General features: G+C 37.3%; 2 protein-coding genes. Both read right to left on the reverse strand.

Translation table 11 applies throughout. The features are described from left to right. Nucleotides 1-4316, reverse strand: a 4316-nt coding sequence (locus tag JE46_RS23730; protein ID WP_031457782.1) for a SpvB/TcaC N-terminal domain-containing protein, incomplete at its 3' end; no start/stop codon positions are given. A gap of 9 nt (nt 4317-4325) precedes the next feature. Continuing rightward, nucleotides 4326-4505 (reverse strand): T9SS type A sorting domain-containing protein (locus JE46_RS23735; protein WP_031457783.1); only part of this gene is annotated, 180 nt, incomplete at its 5' end.

The following is a 4505-nucleotide window of genomic DNA, read 5'->3' on the forward strand; positions in this document are numbered from 1 at the left end:
TCGTAGGTTATGGTTTTAGTTTGCGTAAAAGCGGCATTGGTTTCTGTATTGGTTACAGCTCTGTGGTATTCATCATAGGTATAGCCAAAACTATCTATGTTTGCTCCCAAACTATTTTTGCTGACCTCACCTGTAAGCTGAGCAAAAGAGTTATAGGCATATTCTGTCTCGATATCTGCTCCATCCCCTGACACTTTTCTTTTGGTTACCTTTCCAAATTCATCATAGGTTGTATCTGTTCTGCCTTTAGGAGTCGTCTCGGCAATTAACTGTCCAAAAGCATCGTAGCTGTAGGTATAAGTGCCGGCATTAGGATCGGTCATGGCTGTTTTATTGCCCCAGCCGTCGATGGTAATATTCACTTTATGCCCGCCATAATTTGATTCTTTCAACTGCCCATTGGCATAATAAGAAAAAGTGATGGTGCCTCCCGGATCTATCGTCTGTGTTTTATTGCCCAATGCATCTACTGTAACGGTTGTTGTTTTTCCATCATCAACGCTGGTTGTAGTCATGCCTGAATACGATAATATCTGAATCCTGCCAGTTGGCTGTGTTATTTTTGTGGGACGCATCAGGTAATCGTATTCATAGACTACCCATCGGCTTGGAGATGAAAAATAAGGCTCACTTTCTTTTGTCTTTCTTCCCAGCCCGTCATAAACCACCTGTTTTGAGATTGTCGAATTGATTGCCAGACCTTTTGTTGTTGTGATAACTGCTCTTCCCAATACATCATACTGCGTAATGCTTTTCGCATTATCGCCTACTGTATTCTGGCTGGTAACAGTGTAGCCTCCATCTGATAATTTAGCATATGTAATGGTGGTTTCCAATGGCACTGCAGATGCACCGGTCGTTTTGGTTTTGGTCAGTTTTCCCCAATTATCAAATGTATAATCGCTTACTACTCCAAAAGGGCTTGTTGATTGTGTTACCTGACCCAGTCTGTTGTAAACAAAATTAGTTACAAAGTTCTGGTGGTCTGTTTTTTTGACCACGAAACGTTTGGTGGCATCGTACTCGTCTGTTATTTTTCGGGCTATCGGTACCGGCAATGCATTAGGGGCAGAAACCGTTTTGGTCAGCAGATTCCCTACTGCATCATAAGTCATGTCTTCGATAATGGCATAAGTATTGTGCCCTTTTTTCTCTGTTCGGGTCAGGTTTGCTCCTGTATAGATGTACACTTCTTCTGCTGTTCGTCTGTCTCCCGAGGCAACGTTTTCGGCTAATGATAGTACTTTTTTAGGCCTTCCTATATAATATGAACTACCTGTTCCTGATGGATTACTGTCATATTCTGTGTCGACTGTTGTGCTTCCCTGCTCTGTTGAACCACTATAGTTTTTGGTAACTGCTTTTCTTTCCAAACCATAATAATCGACAGAGTTCACAGTACCATCATAGGTATAGGTATTTTCTATTTTTACCCCGGATAAAGCATCCAGAGTGGTTTGCGAATCCAAGAGTACATTATATACTTTTGACGTCGGGTTGGTATAAGTTGAAAAAACATTCGTTTTAGTACTTAATAATCCGCCTGGTGTAGCATCAAAAACCGTTGAACCATTAGTGCTTGACCAGGTTATGGTATTGGCGCCTCTTAGGTTAACATCATTGTACTGGGTAGTCCATAATTTGGTATCGGATTCCGATAAATACCAGCTGCTTCTTGTGGTTCTGGTAAAGCCGACTGTACCATAATTAAAATTGGATACATACCCACGGTACCTGAAATCCTGATATTTAGAAACTCCATTAATAGTTGCGGTTAATTTAGAAACCAAATAACTTCCTGAATTTCTGACAATCTCAACATTGGGATAGTTTACAGCATCTGCCGAAGAATAAAAATCAGTGCTGCTATTTCCAAATTTGCCGTCTGTGGCTTCCATTGCTTTATAATCAATGGTCTGAATGATTTTACCATTGGCTTCTGTGACTGATTTTAATCGATTGTCCTTATCAAAATCTTTATTGAATTGGTAATATTCGATTTTGTTATAATGTCCACGAACAATAACCAAATCGGTATTTGCACCGTTGTATCTGTAATTGGAAACTAAAGGAATTGGGATATCTGGCGAACCAGAAAAAAAACCGGAAGGCTGTCCTGTGATTGGTGAAAGATTATCATCCTTTGAATCATACGTCATCGGAAATGTAGTGGCACTGGCTGTATTTCCTATATTATTTGTATAACCTTTTACCCACCATTCTGTATTGTGGTCATTGATGGTCCATTTAGGCTTGTAATATCTTCTCCATACACGCACAATATCTGATTTACCGTCTTTGTTGATATCAATAGCATAATAATTGCTAAAATGGACTTGCGAATCATAATGACCACCTGTATTAGGCCAGTACTCTACGATATTGTCGTGGGTTTCTTTTACGAAAAATTCTCCTCCGGTCGGTTTTGGATTACTGTAATAAATATGCCATTTCACCTGTCCTTCTCCACCTTCTCCATCAGGAAGCATGACATCCGTTTTTCCATCACCATTATAGTCACCGAAAAGTGTTTGTTTTCCGACTGAATATTTATCTATGGTACCAGAACCGATAACTTCTAATTCTACCCATGGTGAAACATTTAATTGTTTGAAACTAAAAATTATATAACTCCCATTATAGTTATCTATATTTAAGAGATCCGATTTTCCGTCTCCATTAAAATCAGCTACATAATTCCCTCTACCCACACTTGTCGCTAGTTTTAATTGTGATGGAACTAGTAACTTTACAAATTCTTTACTTCCAAGATTTACAGAAGAATTTGAATTTAAATCTGCTAAATATACATCTTCTTCTTGCGAGTCTATTACTGCTCTTATTTCATAGCTTTCTTCATTATTCCAATAATAATATGTTGTTTCTTTATGATATTCTACTGTTGGTCGAATGATAAAGACTTCACTAATTCCATCTCCATTAAAATCACCCTCATAATAGTTTGGTTCAAAAGGGGTCACTGGATTAAAAAAATCGCTATTTCCAGCATGCGGAGTATAGTCATCATATATTAATGTTTCTGGCCTTATGACAACAGGGTCTTTTTGAGTATCAAAAGATTTAACATAACTCAATTGTGTAGTATTATTAATTAAGTTATATACATTAAAATTCAACAAATTATTAACACTACTTGAATTAACAATCGACTGAAATTGATTTAGTTTATTACTTGTTATCGTAGTTGCTGCAAAAGCATTTTTTTTGTTCCATCCAGAAGGCATTGAAATACCTGCATTTCCGCTATTCTCCAAAAATAATTTGGTAAAAACCTTGTTATCAGCAACAAAATCCAGCTGTCCATCGCCATCAAAATCCCCAGCAGTCTCTGCTTCACTAAAATTCAGATTATTATCATACGTCTTTTCCGTTCTTGTCGTTTTAGTTGGTGTACTATTATATTCAAAAACTACCGGGTTTGATTCCTCACTTTGGGCATTGATTTCCTTTATACTTGTTACTCGTTCATATCCTGAATCATCAGTCGCATGTGTTAATTGGTACTTTCTGAAAATAGCATTGTTTGCATATACCTCTATGAATTTTAAAATTTTAGTAGCATAGACTGCACCCCCTTTCATATAATCTCTTTCTACCCTTTTTGCATTATCGTATTTAAAAGCAATTTTATCCTGAGCCGCAATTCCTGCTGTTGTGTTGCCGCTAAATATAATGGAATCAATATACAATTGGTTTGTACTGTTATAGGTAACCGTTTGATAGGTATAATCAATAAAATTTCCATACGTATCTTCAAAACGCACAATGTACCAGGAATTGACCGATACCGAATTTTGCAGAGTCCCATCTCCTTTTGAGCCGTACCAGCTTCTGGAACCGTCCGGTGCTGTGACTATAAAATACGTTACAGTGCCTTCGATTTTTAATTCTATTTTGGTATTGCTTTTATATTCGGTTTCGTAGGTAGAACCGTGTGCCCAATACGTACCTGTTTTTATTAATAACCGCTGACCGTCCAAAGCCAGTTTATCGTTGTCATCAAAATCAACTCCGTCAACAAAACCGTCAATATCACGACGCGTAGCTATACGACTAATTGCCGAAATACTGTTGATACTCCATCCCTGTCCGGCTATTCCTCCTCTTACTCCACTGCTATAGGTAAGATTAATAATAGGTGCGACATTTTTTATACTGGGCGGTGTGGCTATAGGTAAGGTGTAAGTAGCAGTACCGGAAGCTGCTATCTGCAGTTCGCCTTTAGTATCTGTAAAATTTTGAGAAAATGAAAAATGAGTTACTAAAATAAAAATGAAAAAGTAAAATTGTTTCATATCGAAATCTTATTGTTTAATGATTTTAATTGTTTTAGGATCGCCTGATTTATAATTGAGTAATACAACATAAACCCCGGAAGGATAAGACTGAAACAAAATATTTTGAGTGGTACTATTTTTAGTTGCCGTGTACGTATTTAAAACCTGCCCCGTTATTGAAAATACCTGTATTGAAGTTATATAATT

The organism is Flavobacterium chungangense LMG 26729, assembly GCF_000735715.2.
Lineage (GTDB): Bacteria > Bacteroidota > Bacteroidia > Flavobacteriales > Flavobacteriaceae > Flavobacterium > Flavobacterium chungangense.